General features: G+C 46.5%; 1 protein-coding gene. It reads left to right on the top strand.

What is annotated here, in order from left to right; translation table 11 throughout:
- Positions 1-486, top strand: a 486-nt coding sequence (locus E4T71_RS08880) for a DUF1542 domain-containing protein (protein ID WP_135038965.1), incomplete at both ends; no start/stop codon positions are given.

Genomic DNA, 486 nt, shown 5'->3' with positions numbered 1-486 from the left:
AAAAAGCTAAAGCTGCAGTAGATGCAGCAACAACAAATGCAGGAGTTGAAGAAGCTAAGACTGCAGGTGTTGACACTGTTAAAGCTATTAACCCAGCTGCAGTTGCTAAGCCTGAAGCGAAGAAAGCCGTCGATGAAGCCGCTCAAGCCAAGAAGGATGAAATTGACGCTCGCTCTGATCTAACAGACGAAGAGAAAGCAGCAGCTAAGGCTCAAGTTGATGCAGAAGCAGAAAAAGCTAAAGCTGCAGTAGATGCAGCAACAACAAATGCAGGAGTTGAAGAAGCTAAGACTGCAGGTGTTGACACTGTTAAAGCTATTAACCCAGCTGCAGTTGCTAAGCCTGAAGCGAAGAAAGCCGTCGATGAAGCCGCTCAAGCCAAGAAGGATGAAATTGACGCTCGCTCTGATCTAACAGACGAAGAGAAAGCAGCAGCTAAGGCTCAAGTTGATGCAGAAGCAGAAAAAGCCAAAGCTGCAGTAGATG

Source organism: Streptococcus sp. WM07, from assembly GCF_004570525.1.
Classification (GTDB): Bacteria; Bacillota; Bacilli; order Lactobacillales; family Streptococcaceae; genus Streptococcus.
Note: the sequence above shows the minus strand (reverse complement) of the source record. Positions and strands in the feature narration are given on the sequence as shown.